A 16678-nucleotide genomic window follows, 5' to 3' on the forward strand; every position below is an offset into this window, starting at 1 on the left:
TTCGTTCGCACGTTCCCGGCTAAGGAACTGTTGCAATCAACAGCTTGACATCTTTAGAAACGACGGCGGCTGTTGACTTGCCCAAAATCCCTCGCTTAGATTGCTTCCAGATTATTTTAGTATTTTTCTAATCATTGCATAAGGGGTGGGACATTTCGAATTTCCTTGCCGCTCCAATCCGCCTGAACGGCCCCGATTGGATTTCCGTCACCTGATCAGCTCGACGCACTGACTGAGCCCGGCAGCTTTTCCGCTGCTGTATGGCTTTCGCATTTTTTTGCTCTCGAGCGGTTCGTTTCGGCTGATCTCGCCGATTCGCACGCCGATTTCTTCTGCTGATTTCTGAAGTCCGCCGACTACTCGCATTGCACAGCAACAATTGATCACGCGAAGGGGATTACCATGGCTACATTTATGGGCACATCGGGCAACGACACGGTTACCGGCACGCCTAACGGTTCGAACACCAATGACACGCTGGAGGGACTTCAGGGCAATGACACGCTGATCGGCGGCGATGGCGCCGATTCCCTGGACGGCGGCACTGGACAAGACTTCGCATCCTACATCGACTCGGGCACCGCAGTTGTAGCAAGTCTGGCGAACCCGGCTGTCAATACGGGTTTCGCGGCCGGGGACACCTACACCTCGATTGAAGGCCTGATCGGCAGCAACTTCAACGACACGCTGACTGGCAACGGAAACACCTCTTTCCTGCAGGGCGGATTGGGGGCCGACTCGATCATCGGCGGTTCTGCCAACGACTACGCCGACTACGCCAACGCAAGCGCCGGACTTGAGGTCGACCTCGCCGATCCCACCCAGAACACCGGGGAAGCCACCGGCGATACATATGTCAACATCGCCAAGATCAGAGGCTCGGCGTTCAACGACACGCTGATCGGTGACGCCAACGGCAATACGCTGCGTGGTGGCGCCGGCGCCGACGTGCTCAACGGCGGCGGCGGCTTCGACTTTGCGTCCTATTCCGACTCGGGCGTTGGAATCACGGCAGACCTGGCAGACTCGTCCCAAAATACGGGTGAAGCTGCCGGCGACACCTATGTCTCCATCGAAGGCCTGCGTGGCAGCGACTTCAATGATCATCTGATCGGTGACGGCAACATTAACCTCCTGCAAGGCGGTCTCGGTGCCGATACGCTGGATGGCGGTGCCGGCTTCGACTATGCCGACTATATCAACGCGACAACCGGCGTCGTTGCTGATCTAGCCAACTCCTCTCTGAATACGGGGGAAGCCGCCGGCGACGTCTACATCTCGATTGAAGCGATAAGAGGAACCGCATTCAACGATACGCTGATCGGCGATGCCAACACCAATTTCCTGCGCGGCGGCACCGGCGCGGACTCGCTCGACGGCGGCGCAGGCTACGACTATGCCGATTATGGCAATGCGACCACCGGCGTTCTCGTCAATCTGGCAAATCCTGCGGCCAACACCGGCGAAGCTGCCGGCGATACGTTCACCTCGATCGAAGGCATTCAGGGCGGTGCCTTCAACGATACCCTGATCGGCGACGGAGGTAACAATAACCTGCGCGGCCAGGCCGGCGCCGATTCGCTCGACGGCGGCGCGGGCTTTGACTTCGCGGATTACGGTAATGCTGCGACGGGAGTGGTTGCAAGTCTCGCAACTCCGGGCGTCAACACCGGCGACGCCGCGGGCGATACCTATACCTCGATCGAAGGTATCATTGGCTCGGCGTTCAACGACACCCTGACGGGCGATGGCGGAGACAACAATCTGCGCGGCGGTGCTGGTGCCGACGTGCTGGACGGCGGAGCCGGCAATGACGTTGCGGAATATGTCAACGCCACCGTCGGCGTGCTCGCCAGCCTGGCTACTCCCGCCTCAAACACGGGCGAGGCTGCCGGGGACACCTACACCTCGATCGAGGGACTGAGAGGGTCGAATTTCAACGATACCCTGATCGGCGACGGCGGCGACAATCTGCTCGACGGCATCGGCGGCGCCGATTCGCTGGTCGGCGGTTTGGGCAACGACATCTACATTCTCGACAATGCTGGCGACGTCATCACCGAGAATCCGGGAGAGGGCATCGACACTGCGGTCGTCACCGGCGCCTTCAACTACACGCTGGCTGCCAACGTCGATAACCTCGCGATTTCGACCTCTGCCAATGTTTCGGGCACCGGCAACGGGCTCGCAAATTTCATGACTGGCGGCTCGGGCAACAACACCCTGGACGGCGGAATTGGCGCCGACACGATGGTCGGCGGGCTCGGCAACGACACCTATTACGTCGACAATGCCGGCGATGTGGTGACCGAAAACAGCGGCGAAGGCACCGACACCGTTCACACCACCATCACCTATGGCCTGACCGCAAACGTCGAGAATCTGATCCTGGACGGATCGGGTAATCTCACCGGCAGCGGCAACGCATTGAACAATGTTTTGACGGGCAATGCCGGCAACAATTCCCTCTACGGCAACGACGGCAACGATACCGCCTACGGAGGTGCCGGAGCTGACGTCCTCGTTCTCGGCAACGGCGATGACTATGGCGATGCCGGCGACGGCAACGACTACATCTACGCCGGCGCGGGCAACGACGTTCTGATCGGCGGCACCGGGCTCGACGTTCTGCTGGGCGAGGACGGCAATGACGTGATGTATGGCGGTGCCGGCTTCAACTATCTGTTTGGCGGTGCCGGCACCGACACCTTGATCGGCTCGGGAGGCACCGGTGGAAGCGACGTCAATGTGATGTTTAGCGGAGACGGCACCGACTTCCTCTATGGCGGGAACAGCACCAACTACTTCTACGGCGGCACCGGCGTCGACACGATGTACGGCGGCTCAGGCCTGAATATCTTCATCTCGTCGGGCGAGACCGACGGCAACCTCATCTACGGCGGTTCGGGCCAGAACTACGTCTATGGCTCCAACGGCGGCGATACGGTGACCGGCGGCAGCGGCGTCGACGTGTTCCTGATGGGCACCGGGGCCGACAACATCAGCGGCGGCGGCGGCGTTGACTATGCCTGGGGTGGCGGTGGTGCTGATACATTCAACATCAGCGACACCAGCCAGGAGGTCATGGTCGTCCAGGACTTCAATACGGGCGGAGTAAATGACTTTGTCAACTTCGCGGGTACATCGCTGCATTCGTTCGCTGATGTTCAGGCCGCGGAGACCTACGTTGCCGGGATCAACACCACGATCATCACCGACGCCGCCGGCAGTGCGGTTTGGCTGATCGGTGTCGCGCCGGGACAGCTCGACGCCAGCATGTTCAAGTTCAGCTGAGGGCATTTGCCCTGATCCGTTGAGCTTGACGGCCACACGCACGAAAGAAGGCCGCCCCTCGAGGCGGCCTTCTTGATTCCGGATGCGATCGCGATCGCCGCTCACGAGCGTTAGGTTCGTTCGAATATTACGCTGCAGTGCGGAATGCCTTGTTCTCAGGCAGCCGGCGCAGGAAAATTTCATCTCAATTTGTTTTGACCGCAGTGCACCCTGATCCATGCGCTTCTCAGCGTCGATGGATGTGCTACCATTTTGCGGTCTGACCTACCTCACAGACCGCCACCATCATCTCTCAGGGCGTTCAAAATCAATAACAGGCAAGCTGCAACGGCTTGCATAGGGGAGTGACGCGATGAAATCGGCTTTCAATCGATCAATTCTTGCGTTCGCGGCGATTGCGCTGCTGGCGGGGACAACCTTCGCTGGTGCACAGCAACAAACCGACAAGAACCGTGCGCTGAAGAAGTACGAATCTGGCACCAAGGAATTCTGGACCCATCCGCCGGATGACTGGTTCCTCGGCGACGAGACCGAAGCGCAGAAGGGCCTGGCCCCGCCGTCCGGTCCGCCGACCGGCGCCTCCGATGCCGAACTCGCGGCGATGATGAAGAAGATCAAGCTGCCGCCGGGCTTCAAGATCGAGGTCTATGCCTCGAACGTGCTGGCCGCCCGCCAGATGGCCTGGGGCGACAAGGGCACGCTGTTCGTCGGCTCGTTTGGCCTCGGCAACGTCTATGCGATCAAGGACAACAACGGCAAGAAAGAGGTCAAGACCATCCTCAAGGGCCTCAACATGCCGACCGGCCTGGCCTTCCAGGATGGCTCGCTCTACGTCATCGCGGTCGACAAGCTGATCAAGTATGAGAACGCTGAGGCTAACCTCGACAAGCTTGGCAGCGGCAAGGTGGTGTATGACGACATGCCGTCCTACGCGGCGCATGGCTGGAAATACATCGCCGTCGACAAGGAAGGCTGGTTCTTCATTCCGTTCGGCCCGCCCTTCAACATCGGCGTCCCGCCGACCTCGGTGTCGCAGATCCGCCGAGTCGATCCGAAGACCGGCAACGCGGAAATCTATGCGCTCGGCGTGCGTAACTCGGTCGGCGGCGACGTCGATCCGCGCACCGGCAAGTACTGGTTCACCGAAAATGCCCGCGACTGGATCAGCGACGATCTGCCGAGCGACAAGCTCAACATGATCTCGAAGATCGGCGAGCATTTCGGCTATCCCTATTGCCACCAGGGCAACCTGCCCGACACCAAGTTCGCGATGGGCCACAAGTGCTCGGAGTTCACCCCGCCGGTCTACAATCTCGGCGCGCATGTGGCTCCGCTCGGCATGAAGTTCTATACCGGCAGCCAATTCCCGGCCGAGTACAAGAACAGCATCCTGATCGCCGAGCACGGCTCCTGGAACCGGCATAAGTACCAGGGCGGCCGCATCGTGCGGATCACCGCGAGCCCCGACGGCAAGAACGCCAAGCAGGAGATCTTCGCCGACGGCTGGATCCAGGGTGACCAGGGCTATCTCGGCCGTCCCGCCGATATCCTGCTCGACAAGGATGGCTCCATCCTCGTCGCCGACGACTGGGCCGGTGCGATCTATCGCATCAGCTACAGCAAGAAGTAACGGTTGAAGGTCAGGAGGCTGCGGTGGCCATGCGGCGGCCGCAGCCTCTGTTGCGATCGGATAACGGAACCACCTTGTCATGCCCGGACTTGATCCGGGCATCCATCCAAACCAAGAAACACCCTTCAAGCCAGATGGGTTGCCGGGATCTAGCCCCGGCAATGACACGCGGAGAAAACTGGCAATGCGTAGTGCGTCACTCGGAGTTTTATTGGCGGCAATTCTGCTGGCGTCGTCCGCCCAGGCCGCCGACGTTGCCGCCGGCAAGGAGAAGGCCGAGATTTGCGCCGGCTGTCACGGCGACAATGGCATCTCGCAGACCGAGAACATTCCCTCGCTGGCCGGCCAGCTCGACCAATTCATTCAATGGCAGCTGGTGTTCTTCCGCGCCGGCGCGCGCAAGAACGAGCAGATGCAGCCGATCGTCGAGCAGCTCAACAACGAGGACATCCGCAATCTCGGCGCCTATTTCGCCTCGCTGACGCCGTTCAAGGGTAGCAAGGACGACAATCCGGAATTGTCCGAAAAGGGCAAGCAGGCCGCTTCCGGCCGTCGCTGCGCCTCATGCCACACCGACACCTATGTCGGCACCAAGGCGGTCGCCCGCATCGCCGGCCAGCGCGAGGAATATCTCGTCAAGGCGCTGCACGACTACAAGTCGGGCGTCCGCTCCGGCGGGGCGCAGGCCGCGATGGCGGACGTGGCCTATCCGCTGAGCGACGAGGAGATCACCGCGCTTGCGCATTATCTGGCGCATTTGTAAGCACCATAATCGGGTCGCACGAATACGCGCTTGATTTGCGAAATTGCTCCACCTCCCCTTGAAAAGGGGAGGTCGCTTTGCTCGTGAGAGCAGAGCGGGTGGGAATCTGCTCTCTCCTCATAATGCATCGCCTGCGGCCGACCCCCATCCCGACCTTCCCCCTTTCAGGGGGAAGGAGACGTCAGCGCGTCGCCCGGATCGAGATCTGTATTACGCGCCCCGCTGCTTCTCATACGCCTTGAGATGCGTGTAGGCGGTGCGCAGCTTCGGCACCGGGATCTTGGCGGCGTCGGCGCGCACGATCAGGTCGCCGATCACGTGATCGGCCTCGACCGGCAACCCTGCCTTGATGTCGCGGAACATCGATGCGGTCATCGGCGAGCCCTCGGTGGTCAGGAGCCCGCGGGTGCGCTGGAAGAACGGGCCGCCAGGCGCATGACCGGCGTCGGCCGCGATCGCGCTGCATTCGTCGAGGATGCCGAGCAGGAAATCCTGGCCGCCGGGCGCCGCCAGAATATTGCCGACCGAGGTCCGCATCAGGCTGGTGGAGGCGGCGAGCGACGCCAGGAACACCCACTTCTCCCACATGTCCTGCATCACGTGCTCGCTGGCGTTGGCGCCATTGATCGCGGAGAAGGTCTCCGCGATCGCCCGCACCCGCTCCGACAGGCCGCCGGCGCGCTCGCCAAACCCGAGTGACTGCATCGGCTGCAGCTGCACCACCTCGCGCTTCTCGTTCAGCGTCGCCGCGATCGCGCAGAGCCCGCCGAGCACATGCTGGGCGCCGAATTTCTGGTCGAGCGCATCGAGATGCAACATGCCGTTGAGCAGCGGGATGATCGCGGTCTTGTCGCCCACCGCGGGCGCAAACGACTTGATCGCATCCTCGAGATCGAACGCCTTGCAGCTCAGCAGCACGACGTCGAATTTGTTCGAGAGCTTGTCGGCCTGCACGGTCGGCGGATTGTTCAGCGTGACGTCGCCGTTCGGGCTCTTGATCACGAGTCCGGCCGAGGCGAGCTCGGAGGCGCGGCGGGGCCGGACGAGAAAAGTGACGTCGCGGCCGGCCTGAAGCATCCGGCCGCCGAAATAACCGCCGATAGCACCGGCGCCGACCACGAGAACACGCATGGGAATTTGTCCTTCTTTGTTGTTGCCCGAGGAGGGGGCGAATCGCGAATGAGGAGTGGCGAATAGATAGGGCCGCTATTCGCTACCCGCTATTCTTCGCCCGCTCATCTCACTTTCCCGACACCAATTCCTCGACTTCGCGCAGCTGCTCCTTGCCGAAGAAGATCTCGTTGCCGACGAAGAAGGTCGGCGAACCGAACGCGCCGCGCTCGACGGCGGCCTGGGTGTTGGCGATCAGCTTGGCCTTGACGTCCGCGTCCTGCGCGCTGGCAAGCAGCTTGGCGCCATCGAGGCCTGAGGACGTGAGGGCTTTGGCGGCGATCTCAAGGTCGTCCATCTTCTTCGGCTCGACCCACATATGATGGAAGGCGGCCTCGATATATGTCTCGAACACGCCTTCGAGCTGGGCGGCGACCGCCGCGCGCATCAAATTCAGTGTGTTGACCGGGAAAAATGGGTTCCAGGTGTAGGGCTTGACCTTGAAGCGCTTGAGGAAGCGCTCGGTCTCGATCTGCTGGAACTCCGGCTTGTTCTTGACGCCCGCCAGCGTTTCGGCCGGCGACTTGTTGTTGGTGGCCTTGAAGATGCCGCCAAGCAGGATCGGGACATATTCGAATTTGACACCGGTGCGCTGCTCGATCGCCGGGATCGCCTCATGGCTGAGAAAAGCATTGGGGCTGCCAAAATCGAACAGGAATTGCGGATTTGGGCTCACGGCGGTCTCTCCCACAGCTTGTCTAGTTTGGGCTTGTTTAGCATGAGCCCGCTGTCGCAGGCTCCGTCGGTAGAATATGATACTCATCATGTGAGCCGCCGCGCGCGATGTCAAATCAGCCGCGTGATGGTCTGCTTGCGCCATACCAGGGCGTAATAGGCCATCTGCAGCACGAACATGGTTGCGAAGGTGACGGGATAGGCGATCCAGATGCCGCTGATGCCGACGGCGCGGCTCAGCAGGATCGCAACCGGCACCTCGACCAGCGTTATGGCCAGGATCGAGATGAACAGCGGTATCCACACCGTGCCGCCGGCGCGCATCGCGCCCGAAAGTACTGTCGCCATGCCGAACAGCACCATGCTCCACAGCACGATGTACAAAAGCTGCTGCGCGAGCGCGAGCACCGCGCCATCGACGATGAAGCAGCCCATCAGCGGCCGCGCAAAGAGATAGCCGAGCACGACCAATCCGCCCGTCAGTGCGAGGTTCATCTCGATCCCGGTCCTGACGATGGCGCCGACCCGGCCGGAATCGCCGCGGCCGATCGCCTGCGCGCCGAAGATCGACACTGATATTGCGATCGAGATCGCCGGAAACTGCACATAGCCGATCACCTGGTTGACCGCGCCATAGGCGGCGGTGGCGTCCGACCCGAAACCGTTGACGAGGCCGAGCAGCACCAGTTCGGCGAGCGAGACCACCACCATGCCGATCGCGGTTGGAATGCCGAGCCGCAGCACGATGCGCAGCAAGGCGCCGTTGGGCCGCATCGCGCGCAGGAACGTCGCGTCGAAGGCGAGAGGGTGCCGGCGCCGCAACATGTGGACATGCAGCCACAGCAGCGTGACGACGCCCGAGACGGCGGAAGCGACGGCGGCGCTCGCTACGCCGAGCATCGGCAGACCGAGCCAGCCGCGGATCAGCGCCGGCGTCACCACGAGGCCGACGATCGTCGACACCGCCAGGGCGAGCAGCGGGGTTACGGTGTCACCGACGCCGCGCATCATTGCCGCGAGCAGCAGGAATGCGAAGGTCACCGGCATCGTGATCATCATGATCCGTGCATAGGACACCGCGGCGTCGAGTACGTCCGGCGGTGTGGCGAGCGCGATCAATAGCGGCCGGGCGAACAGGCCGCCGAGAATCGCGATCGCCAGCGCCAGCAGCAGCGTCACGGTCATGGTCGTGCCGGCGACCGCCTTCACCCGGCCGGGCTCGCGGGCGCCCCAGGCCTGGCCGATCATGACGGAGGCGCCGGCGCTCAAGCCGATCACGAAGGAGATGAAGAAGAACATCACCGGAAAGAACACCGACGCAGCCGCGAGCGCGTCGACCCCGATCATCTGGCCGAGATAGACGCCGTTGATGGTGCCGAACAGCGACTGCAGCACGTTGCTCAGCAGCATCGGCGCCAGAAAGGACAGGAAGGCCTTGCGCAGGGAAGGGGGCTTGGACACTTTCAACTTCCAAAGAATGGGGGCAGTCACGAATCAACGATCCGCCGAGTGCCGCTATTTCGTACGAAAACGCGCTAGTCCGCTTGATCGCTATAGGCGAGCCTGACTGCGTGATCGCGGATGTCGGCCGGCCAGTCCGCGATCAGCGTCGCAAAGCGGCGCCGGTCGTGGGCGAACAGGGCGCGGATCGCGTCCTCGTAATGCGGCCGGTTGCCGGCCATGACAGTCATGAAGCGATAGGCGGCATCCTGCGCGCTACGTGTCCGGTCCTTGTCGCCGCTGGAGCGCCGCGCCTCGTCGATCAACTTGCGGATCGCAACCGAAGCGCCGCCCTTCTGCTGGGCGAGCCAATCCCAGTGCCGCGGCAACAGGGTGATCTCGCGCGCGACGACGCCAAGCTTCGGACGTCCCGGCCCGCGCGGCGCAGCGGGTGCCGGCGGCTCCTCGTCGAGCGGAGGCACGGGCTTCGGCAGCCGCGCCAGCACATCGTCGATCGAGCCGCGGAAATCGATGTCGACCAGCGCGGAGGTGCGGCCGTCGAACACCAGGATCGCGGCGTCCTTGCGACGGTCGAGCAGCTGTTTGGCGGCGCGCGCAACCTCGGGGAGGTCACCGGCCCCGATGCGATGCTCGCCTTCGAAGGCGACATAGGCTGGATTCATGGTAGACCTCTCAGATTGCGCTGGTATTTCAGAGGACGCTCATGCTGACGGTTCATCATCTCAACAATTCCCGCTCGCAGCGCGTGCTGTGGCTGCTCGAGGAATTGGGCGTGCCGTACGAGATCGTGCGCTATCAGCGGCAGCCCGACATGCGGGCGCCAAAGGAGCTGCGCGCGATCCATCCGCTCGGCAAGTCGCCCGTCGTCACCGACAATGGCAACACGATCGCGGAATCCGGTGCGATCCTCGAATACATCATCGCGACCTACGGCAATGGCCGCCTGATCCCGCAATCCGATACGCCGGAGCGGCTGCGTTACACCTATTGGCTGCATTATGCCGAGGGCTCGGCGATGACGCCGCTGCTGCTGAAGCTCTTGTTCACCTTGATGCCGAAGCGCGCGCCGGCGCTGCTGCGGCCGCTGGTGCGCAAGGTCTCGAACCAGGCGCTGTCCACGCTGATCAATCCGCAGATCAAGCAGCACATGGCCTATTGGGAGGGCGAGCTCGGCAAGAGCGAGTGGTTCGCCGGCAGCGAATTTTCCGGCGCCGATATCCAGATGAGCTTTCCGCTCGAGGCGGCTGCCGCGCGCGGCGGGCTCGAGGACGGCCATCCCCGGTGCGTCGCGTTCCTCGAGCGCATCCACGCCCGTCCGGCCTATGCGCGTGCGCTGGAGAAGGGCGGGCCGTACCAGGTCGGCCGATAAATCCGCGGTCATGGCGATGTTTTATCCGGGTGTAATTGCTTTGTCAATAACACCCGGGTATAAACAGTCTGTCGATACGACAGGAGCCGCCATGAAGACCGAGGACCGCAAGCTCGCCATCGCCGACTACAAGAAGCGCGCCGCTGTCGCCGGCGTGTTCGCGATCCGCTGCCGCGCGACCGGCGAAGTCTGGGTCGGGCAGGCGCTCGATCTCGACAAGATCCAGAACCGCATCTGGTTCACGCTGCGGATGGGGAGCCACCGCAATTCGGAGCTGCAGCGCGTGTGGTCGGCGCACGGCGCGGACAATTTCTCGCTCGAAACGCTGGAGCGCCTCGAGGACGAGGAGCTTGCCTATGTGCGCGAGACGCTGCTCAAGGAGCGCGTGCAGCACTGGCGCGCGCAGCTCAAGGCGTCCGCGGTCTAGCCGCGTTCAACGCGACGGCAACGGCTGCACGGTGACGCCGGGCGGCGGCACGTCGTCGTCGGGCACGAAGAAGTCCAACATCAGCGGCACCGAGGGATCGACGCGGTAGCGCTCGAAATCGCGGACGCCATTGGCATAGAGCACCTTGTCGTCAATGCAGAAATGGCCGGTGAACTCGCGCGACGGCCGCGTGACGATCGCATAGGCCGCATCGCCCATGATCTCGGGCGTGCGGCTGGCGCGCATCATGGCGTCGCCGCCGAGCAGATTGCCGACCGCGGCGGTTGCGATCGTGGTGCGCGGCCACAATGCATTGACGGCGACGCCTGAAGATTTCAGCTCGCCGGCCAGCCCGAGCACGCACATGCTCATGCCGAATTTCGCCATCGTGTAGGCGGTCGAGTGCTCGAACCATTTCGTCTTCATGTCGAGCGGGGGCGACAGCATCAAGATGTGCGGGTTCTCCGCCTTCTTCAGATGCGGGATGCAGTATTTTGACACCATGAAGGTGCCGCGGGTGTTGATTCCCATCATCAGGTCGAACCGCTTCATGTCGGTCGCCTGCGAGGTGGTCAGGCTGATGGCGCTGGCATTGTTGACGCAGATGTCGATGCCGCCGAACTCGGCGACGGTGGCTTCGATCGCCGCCATCACCTGTGCTTCGTCCCTGATGTCGCAGAGCACCGGCAGCGCCTTGCCGCCGGCGGCGCGGACCTCGTCGGCGGCGGTGTAGATCGTGCCCTTCAGCTTCGGATGCGGCTCGGCGGTCTTCGCTGCGATCGCGACATTGGCGCCGTCTCGCGCGGCGCGGAGTGCAATCGCCAGCCCGATGCCGCGGCTCGCACCCGAGATGAACAGCGTCTTGCCTTTGAGCGATGTCATGAGACGGCTCCTCTTCTGTTAGGGACGCACCATGTCAGGCTCCCTCTCCCCTTGTGGGAGAGGGTTGGGGGTGAGGGGTACCTCTCCACACGGCGTACTGCATGGAGAGACCGCGACCCCTCACCCGGATTGCATCTGCCGATGCAATCCGGCCTCTCCCACAAGGGGAGAGGCGAAGCGGAGCAAGCGGCAAGGCCATCGCGTCACCTCATTACGCTACCCACCCGCATGCAGCACACGCCCGCGCGTTTCCGGCAGCGCGTAGGCGGCGATGAAGAACACGCCGTAGGCGGCCACCGCGAAGATCGCGATCGCGTTGGCGAGCGTCGTCGTGGTCGAAAGCGCGCCGACCAGGAACGGGAACAGCGCGCCGATGCCGCGGCCGAAATTGTAGCAAAAGCCCTGGCCGGAGCCGCGCAGCCGGGTCGGATACAGCTCGGTCAGGAACGCGCCCATGCCCGAGAAATAGCCTGACGCAAAGAAACCGAGCGGGAAGCCTAGCACCCACAGCACCTCGTTGGAGATCGGCAGCTGGGTATAGAGCAGCACGATCGCGATGGCGCCGATCGAGAAGATCAGGAACAGGTTGCGGCGGCCGATGCGGTCGGCGAGCCAGGCGCCCACCAGATAACCGATAAACGAGCCGATGATCAGGGTTGCGAGATAGCCGGTCGAGCCGACCACCGAGAGCTTGCGCTCGGTGGTAAGGAAGCGTGGCACCCAGAAGGTGACGGCATAGTAGCCGCCCTGCATGCCGGTGCCGACCAGCGAGGCCAGCAGCGTGGTCTTCAGGATCGGCCCTTGGAAGATCTCCCACAACGCGGCCGGGCCGCTGCCGGACGCCTGCTGCTGCGCCATTGTCGCGGCCGAGATCTCCGGCTCGGTGACATAGCGGCGCAGATAGAACACCAAGAGCGCCGGCAGCGCGCCGATCACGAACATCCAGCGCCAGGCATTTTCCGCAGGCAGTACCGAGAACAGGATCGCCTGCGCCAGCACCGCAAGGCCCCAGCCGATCGCCCAGCCCGACTGCACCGAGCCGACCGCGCGTCCGCGATATTGCGGCCGGATCGCCTCGCCGATCAGCACCGCGCCGGCCGCCCATTCGCCGCCGAAGCCGAGGCCGAGCAGTGCGCGGGCGATCAGCAGCTGGTCGAAATTCTGCACCACGGCGCAGACCAGCGAGAAGAACGAGAACCAGATGATGGTGAGCTGCAGCGTCTTGACCCGGCCGATGCGGTCGGAGAGGTAGCCGCCGAGCCAGCCGCCGACCGCGGACGCCAGCAGCGTCACGGTGCCGGCGAGGCCTGCGGTGCCAGGATCGACCTTCCACAGCGTGATGATGGTGCCGATCACCAGCGGATAGATCATGAAATCCATGCCGTCGAGCGTCCAGCCCGAGGCGCAGGCCCAGAACGTGCGCCGCTCCTGCAGGTTCATGTCGCGATAGAAGGCGAGGAGGCTGGTGTCCTCGATCTCTGCGACTTCCATTGATTTGGATTCGGCCGTGCTCATGCGCGTTCCCCGGAGAAATCTTTCACCGGCTCTTTGCATCCGCGGCCGGACTTGCGCGGACCGCCAATCTATCGCGATGTTGCCGCCCGGGCAAAGCCGCGTTTGCGTTAGCTTTTTGTTTTGACGCGTTTTCTTCGCGCGAACCGGTGTCTGCTTCGCTCGAAAATGCTCTCTAGTACCCCGCGGCCTCCGAGCCGCGCGTGCGCGGGTCGGGGGCGCCGAGCAGACCGTTGGTCGTGACGACGATCGAGTTCGCGGAGGAGTAGCCGAGCGGCTCGACCGGGTTGTGGCCCTTGGCCTTCAACTCGGCCAGCACCTCGTCGGGGAAGCCTTTCTCGATCCGGACCTCGTCGGGCAGCCATTGGTGATGCATCCGCGGCGCGGCGACTGCGGCTGCGATATCCATCCTGTAGTCGATCACGTCGACGATGATCTGCGTCACCGCCGAAATGATGCGGCTACCGCCGGGCGATCCCGTCACCAGCACCGGCTTGCCGTCCTTCAGCACGATGGTGGGTGCCATCGAGGACAGCGGGCGCTTGCCGGGACCCGGCAGATTGGCCTCGAAGCCGACCAGGCCGAAGGCGTTGGAGGCGCCGGGCGCCGCGGTGAAATCGTCGAGCTCGTTGTTGAGCAGCACGCCGGTGCCGTCGGCGACGAGGCCGACCCCATAGGGGAAGTTCAGCGTGTAGGTGTTGCTGACGGCGTTGCCGCCGGCATCGACGACGGAATAATGCGTGGTGTTGTCGCCCTCATGCGGCTGTTTCGCGTTGCGCACATCGGTCCAGGGCGTGGCGCTGATAAGGTCGATGGTTGCGCGCTGCCTGGCGGCATAGGCCTTGTCAATCAGCAGCTGCGTCGGCGCGTCGACGAAGGCGGGATCGCCGAGATAGCGGGCGCGATCGGCATAGGCGCGCTTCATCGCCTCGATCATCACATGCAGCGAGGCGGCGGAGCCCTGCTTCATGTCGGACATCGGAAAGCCCTCGAGGATGTTGAGGATCTCCAGCAGCACGACGCCGCCGGAGGACGGCTGCGGCATCGAGACGATGTCGTAGCCGCGATAGCTGCCGCGGATCGGCGTGCGGATCACCGGCTGGTAGGATTTCAGGTCGCCGATCGTGAAGATGCCGCCGGCATTTTTGATTCCGGCGACAAGCTTCTCGGCGACCGCGCCTTCGTAGAAGCCGCGCGGCCCCCGTTCGGCAATCGCCGTCAGCGTCGTCGCGAGATCGCCCTGGATCAGGCGGTCGCCTTCACGCAGCGGCGTGCCGTCGGCATGCGAGAAGGCTTTGGCCGAGTTCGGCCAGCGCGACATGCGGCGATACATGTCGGACAACGTGTCCGACGTGTCGTCGGTGACGATGAAGCCGTCGCGGGCGAGATCGATGGCGGGCTTGATGATCTGCGCCAGCGTGAACTTGCCGGAGCCGTATTTGTCCAGCGCCAGCGCGAGGCCCGCGACCGTGCCGGGCACGCCGATCGCGAGCGCGGAGTTGCGCGACTTGTCCGGATCGGGCTTGCCCTCTGCGTTCAGGAACATGTCGCGAGTTGCGGCCTGCGGCGCGGTCTCGCGATAATCGATCGCGACATCTTCATTGCGTCCGGCGAGATGGATCACCATGAAGCCGCCGCCGCCGATATTGCCGGCGCGCGGATAGGTCACCGCCATCGCAAAGCCGGTGGCGACCGCAGCGTCGACTGCATTGCCGCCCTGCCGCAGAATGTCGGCGCCAACCCGCGCCGCAAGCTTCTCCTGCGCCACCACCATGCCGTTTTCGGCGCGAATGCTTTGAATCGTATCGGTGGCTGAGGGCTCGTAGGCGCGACGCTGCACCTGGCCGAGGGCCGGCGTCGCGATGCCAATCACCAGGAGAACGGCAAACAGCCGTCGCGACATCGTTGCCGTCAGCGCCATCGAAATGTCCTGCCCTGTTCATCACGGTATCAGCAAACCGGCTCATGCTATATGGGAACGGATTGAAGCGGCAAAAGCCTGCTCGTGGTTCGAGTTGAGGAATATCTTTCGCGATGACGGCAACAATGCAGACGGTCGCTGGTGATGCGAAGGCCACCACCAAGGTCTATCCGGGCCGCGCAGCCGTCGTCAGCTGGATTTTTTTCGACTGGGCTGCGCAGCCCTATTTCACGCTGATCACGACCTTCGTGTTCGCGCCATACTTCGCGAGCTTCGTCGCGCCCGATCCCGCGAGCGGGCAGGCGCTGTGGGGCTTTGCCACAGCAGCCGCAGGACTTGCGATCGCGCTGCTGTCGCCGGTGCTCGGGGCGATCGCCGACGCCAGCGGCCGGCGCAAGCCGTGGATCGCGGGCTTCGGCGTGCTGCTGGTGATCGGCGCGAGCGCGATGTGGATCGGCAAGCCCGGCAATCCCGATATCATCCCCGCGCTGCTGCTCGCCTATGCGATCGCGAGCGTCGGCGTCGAGTTCGCGACCGTCTTCAACAATGCGATGATGCCGACGCTGGTGCCGCCCGACCGGATCGGGCGTCTGTCCGGCACCGGCTGGGCCACCGGCTATGTCGGCGGCATCCTGAGCCTCGTGCTGGTACTCGGCTTCCTCGCCGCCAATGCCGAGACCGGCCGCACGCTGTTCGGCTTCACGCCGCTGTTCGGTCTCGATCCCATCACGCATGAGGGCGATCGCATCACCGGGCCACTGACCGGGCTGTGGTTCATCATCTTCGTGACGCCGATGTTCCTGTTCACGCCGGACTATCCGGCGAAACGCCCGTTGCGCGAGGCGGTCGGCGCAGGCCTGCGCGGGCTCATGGAGTCATTGGCTGGCCTGCCGAAGCAGAAATCGATGGCGCGGTTTCTGCTGGCGAACATGATCTACACCGACGGGCTGGTCTCGTTGTTCGCGTTCGGCGGCATCTATGCCGCCGGCACGTTCGGCTGGGACACGATCCGGATCGGCACCTTCGGCATCATCCTGGCGGTGGCCGGCACCTTCGGCGGCTGGCTCGGGGGCAAGCTCGACGATGCGTTCGGGCCGAAGCGCGTGATTACCTGCAGCCTGGTGATCCTGCTGTTTGCGATCGTCGTGATCCTCACCGTGAACAAGGATTCCATCCTGTTCATTCCAGTCGCGCCACCGGTGCCCGGCGGCCCGCTGTTCGCGGGCGCGGCCGAGCGCGCCTATATCGTGCTGGGCTGTCTGATCGGCGCCACCGGCGCGCCGCTGCAGGCGGCCTCGCGCTCGCTGCTGATCCGCCTCGCGCCGCAGGATCGCATCGCGCAGTCTTTTGGCTTGTTCGCGCTCACCGGAAAGGTGACGTCGTTCATCGGCCCGCTCTTGATCGGCGCGATCACCGCCGCGACCGCGAGTCAGAAGGCCGGCATGGCGGTGCTGGTGGGGTTTTTCGTGGTGGGGTTGGTGTTGCTGGCAAGGGTGCGGGAGTAAACCACCGCCGTCGTCCCGGCCTAGTGCGCAATTGCGCACGGGGGCCGGGACCCATACCGCGTGATCCAT

At 63.6% G+C, this 16678-nt stretch carries 13 protein-coding genes; 6 read left to right on the forward strand and 7 right to left on the reverse strand.

Annotated elements, in window-relative coordinates; all coding sequences use genetic code 11:
* Positions 1–402: 402 nt before the first annotated feature.
* From WDM24_RS00200 to WDM24_RS00210, 3 genes are all read left to right on the forward strand, one after another.
* A complete protein-coding gene (locus tag WDM24_RS00200) occupies positions 403–3294 on the forward strand; it encodes a calcium-binding protein (protein ID WP_338830000.1) in 2892 nt (963 codons plus the stop codon).
* A gap of 352 nt (positions 3295–3646) precedes the next feature.
* Positions 3647–4924 (forward strand): PQQ-dependent sugar dehydrogenase, encoded by a 1278-nt coding sequence (locus tag WDM24_RS00205; protein WP_338693920.1) that lies wholly within the window; start codon positions 3647–3649, stop codon positions 4922–4924.
* A 184-nt stretch (positions 4925–5108) separates the two neighbouring features.
* Positions 5109–5687, forward strand: coding sequence for a c-type cytochrome (locus tag WDM24_RS00210; protein ID WP_338830001.1), 579 nt, complete (start codon positions 5109–5111; stop codon positions 5685–5687).
* Between the two features lie 210 nt (positions 5688–5897).
* Here WDM24_RS00210 and panE read toward each other — a convergent pair whose 3' ends face one another.
* The 4 genes from panE to WDM24_RS00230 form a co-directional block, all read right to left on the reverse strand.
* Positions 5898–6818, reverse strand: a complete 921-nt coding sequence (gene panE, locus WDM24_RS00215; RefSeq protein ID WP_338830002.1) for a 2-dehydropantoate 2-reductase — start codon at positions 6816–6818, stop codon at positions 5898–5900.
* A gap of 109 nt (positions 6819–6927) precedes the next feature.
* Positions 6928–7533 (reverse strand): 2-hydroxychromene-2-carboxylate isomerase, encoded by a 606-nt coding sequence (locus tag WDM24_RS00220; RefSeq protein WP_338830003.1) that lies wholly within the window; start codon positions 7531–7533, stop codon positions 6928–6930.
* Positions 7534–7643: 110 nt separating this feature from the next.
* Positions 7644–8999: an MATE family efflux transporter gene (locus WDM24_RS00225; protein ID WP_338832549.1), complete on the reverse strand. Its 1356-nt coding sequence runs from the start codon at positions 8997–8999 to the stop codon at positions 7644–7646.
* Between the two features lie 68 nt (positions 9000–9067).
* On the reverse strand, positions 9068–9655 hold the full coding sequence (locus WDM24_RS00230) for a DUF2239 family protein (protein WP_338830004.1): 588 nt from the start codon (positions 9653–9655) through the stop codon (positions 9068–9070).
* 41 nt (positions 9656–9696) lie between these two features.
* On the opposite strand from WDM24_RS00230, the gene WDM24_RS00235 reads away from it, so the two are divergent.
* On the forward strand, positions 9697–10362 hold the full coding sequence (locus WDM24_RS00235) for a glutathione S-transferase (protein WP_338830005.1): 666 nt from the start codon (positions 9697–9699) through the stop codon (positions 10360–10362).
* A gap of 91 nt (positions 10363–10453) precedes the next feature.
* A complete protein-coding gene (locus tag WDM24_RS00240; RefSeq protein ID WP_166300345.1) occupies positions 10454–10789 on the forward strand; it encodes a GIY-YIG nuclease family protein in 336 nt (111 codons plus the stop codon).
* A gap of 6 nt (positions 10790–10795) precedes the next feature.
* Here the strand turns inward: WDM24_RS00240 and WDM24_RS00245 are convergent, their stop codons facing one another.
* The 3 genes from WDM24_RS00245 to ggt form a co-directional block, all read right to left on the reverse strand.
* The gene (locus tag WDM24_RS00245; protein ID WP_338830006.1) at positions 10796–11671 is read right to left on the reverse strand and encodes an NAD(P)-dependent oxidoreductase; all 876 of its coding nucleotides are present in this window, start codon (positions 11669–11671) and stop codon (positions 10796–10798) included.
* 216 nt (positions 11672–11887) lie between these two features.
* Positions 11888–13186, reverse strand: coding sequence for an MFS transporter (locus WDM24_RS00250; RefSeq protein WP_338830007.1), 1299 nt, complete (start codon positions 13184–13186; stop codon positions 11888–11890).
* Positions 13187–13358: 172 nt separating this feature from the next.
* Positions 13359–15104, reverse strand: coding sequence for a gamma-glutamyltransferase (ggt, locus tag WDM24_RS00255; RefSeq protein ID WP_338830008.1), 1746 nt, complete (start codon positions 15102–15104; stop codon positions 13359–13361).
* Between the two features lie 125 nt (positions 15105–15229).
* On the opposite strand from ggt, the gene WDM24_RS00260 reads away from it, so the two are divergent.
* Positions 15230–16609, forward strand: coding sequence for an MFS transporter (locus WDM24_RS00260; protein WP_338830009.1), 1380 nt, complete (start codon positions 15230–15232; stop codon positions 16607–16609).
* Positions 16610–16678 lie beyond the last annotated feature (69 nt).

The organism is Bradyrhizobium sp. 27S5 (assembly GCF_037217225.1).
GTDB classification, from domain to species: Bacteria; Pseudomonadota; Alphaproteobacteria; order Rhizobiales; family Xanthobacteraceae; genus Bradyrhizobium; species Bradyrhizobium septentrionale.

Coding starts and splice junctions, on each gene's coding strand:
- WDM24_RS00200 (WP_338830000.1), top strand. CDS start 403: ATGGCTACATTTATGGGCACATCGGGCAACGACACGGTTACCGGCACG.
- WDM24_RS00205 (WP_338693920.1), top strand. CDS start 3,647: ATGAAATCGGCTTTCAATCGATCAATTCTTGCGTTCGCGGCGATTGCG.
- WDM24_RS00210 (WP_338830001.1), top strand. CDS start 5,109: ATGCGTAGTGCGTCACTCGGAGTTTTATTGGCGGCAATTCTGCTGGCG.
- panE (WP_338830002.1), bottom strand. CDS start 6,818: ATGCGTGTTCTCGTGGTCGGCGCCGGTGCTATCGGCGGTTATTTCGGC.
- WDM24_RS00230 (WP_338830004.1), bottom strand. CDS start 9,655: ATGAATCCAGCCTATGTCGCCTTCGAAGGCGAGCATCGCATCGGGGCC.
- WDM24_RS00235 (WP_338830005.1), top strand. CDS start 9,697: ATGCTGACGGTTCATCATCTCAACAATTCCCGCTCGCAGCGCGTGCTG.
- WDM24_RS00240 (WP_166300345.1), top strand. CDS start 10,454: ATGAAGACCGAGGACCGCAAGCTCGCCATCGCCGACTACAAGAAGCGC.
- WDM24_RS00245 (WP_338830006.1), bottom strand. CDS start 11,671: ATGACATCGCTCAAAGGCAAGACGCTGTTCATCTCGGGTGCGAGCCGC.
- WDM24_RS00250 (WP_338830007.1), bottom strand. CDS start 13,186: ATGAGCACGGCCGAATCCAAATCAATGGAAGTCGCAGAGATCGAGGAC.
- ggt (WP_338830008.1), bottom strand. CDS start 15,104: ATGGCGCTGACGGCAACGATGTCGCGACGGCTGTTTGCCGTTCTCCTG.
- WDM24_RS00260 (WP_338830009.1), top strand. CDS start 15,230: ATGCAGACGGTCGCTGGTGATGCGAAGGCCACCACCAAGGTCTATCCG.